Annotated in this window: 1 protein-coding gene; it reads right to left on the reverse strand. The window is 32.9% G+C overall.

All coding sequences use genetic code 11. From position 1 onward, the window contains the following. Window positions 1-164: 164 nt before the first annotated feature. The gene (locus tag J2S74_RS27265; RefSeq protein ID WP_307332917.1) at window positions 165-1,364 is read right to left on the reverse strand and encodes an IS4 family transposase; all 1,200 of its coding nucleotides are present in this window, start codon (window positions 1,362-1,364) and stop codon (window positions 165-167) included. Window positions 1,365-1,524 lie beyond the last annotated feature (160 nt).

A 1,524-nucleotide genomic window follows, 5' to 3' on the forward strand; every position in this document is an offset into this window, starting at 1 on the left:
CACTAGCGTTGCATAAAAGTCTAATAAAAAAGTCAATAACAAATATATGATATAACAGAATATTCCGATAATATTTTCTTGTAGAAAAAAGAAAAAAGGATAAATCGACATCATTGAAGGTGTCCTTTATCCATTTTTTTACAAATATTCCACTACTTAAATTGCTATTCTTTAAACCTTCCTTCTTCAACATCTTTCAATATTTCCTTAAATTCTTGCTCATAATCATAACTTTTTTTACCCTCAGAGGTTCGGGAAGGAGGTTTGAATAGTTCCTTTTTAAATTCTAGGTATCTTGCTAAGGCGAATTTTGCAAGGTGTTTTTTAAGCACTAATAATGTTCCTTTATAGAATAAATCATCTTGTAGTAATAACGTTAAACAAAAGGCAATCATGGCGATATAAACTTGGTTATATACAGCATTTGGGCTTTTTCCGTACATTGTTTTTACCACCATGTGCTGTTTCATCCACTTATAAAAAAGCTCAATTTTCCAACGATCCCGATATATTGCGCTTACTTCCTCAGCCGGTATTCTAGCATCATTAACTATTATTTGGATTTGATTTCCCTCGCTATCAACTGTCTCAATCAAACGGAGAGGATGTCTCATTTTACCTAGAAAAACTATAGCTTCTCTCAGAACAGATGAGCTTTCTGGTACGGGAACTTCTTCTACTACCTGAATAACTGTGTTATCTTTTATCCGTGTAGCAAACCGGATCCCTTTAGAGCAAAGCTTTTCAAAAATCTTAAAATCAAAATATCCTCGATCAAAAACATGGAAGGTACCATGTACCTTTACTAAAAGAGGATCTAATTGTGTTATATCAGCAGGTCTTGCAGGAGTAATAATCAAATCATCTAAGTAAGTAACATCATCATAAAATACCACACGTGTATGTAACTTTATCCCAGAGGTGTATCGGTTCTTAGGGGCCCAAGGGTGTTCCTTAAGGCTGAGAGTAATCGTTGATGAATCGATCAGATGCAGTTTTCTAAGTTTTTGATTTCCTTTACGTAATCCATATTTTTGCCGTACCTTTTGTATCGAGTGTCTTAGTAAAGCATCAAAAATCTTAGGCGAAATGTCCCTTAACTTCCTAGATAATTGAGATTTACTAATTGAATCTAGTCCAATCTCCTTTCGAAGTTGGGGATCTTTATTCAATTCAAAGCTAATATCCGTTAAACTAGAAATTTGCTTTAACTGTGCATAGGTAAATAACTTTACAAAAGGGACAACACTTAGTTTTTTTACATATTTATCAAGTTCAAATAGCTCTGCCATTTTAATTAAAATACCTTCATCGATAGGATGAAGGTATTTATTAAATACTGTTTCTATGCTATGCTTGTCCATGGGTACTCCTTATAGTTAGGATTTGGACAGGACTATAACCTTCCTCCTAATTATAAGGATTTTTTTATATAACAGAAAACCATAATATTCCACAAAAGGTAATATATAGTGTTTTTTTATGCCGTTGACAAAATAAATATTTTTTTATGCAACGCTAGTG

Origin of the sequence: Evansella vedderi (assembly GCF_030813435.1) — a bacterium.
Lineage (GTDB): Bacteria > Bacillota > Bacilli > Bacillales > Salisediminibacteriaceae > Evansella > Evansella vedderi.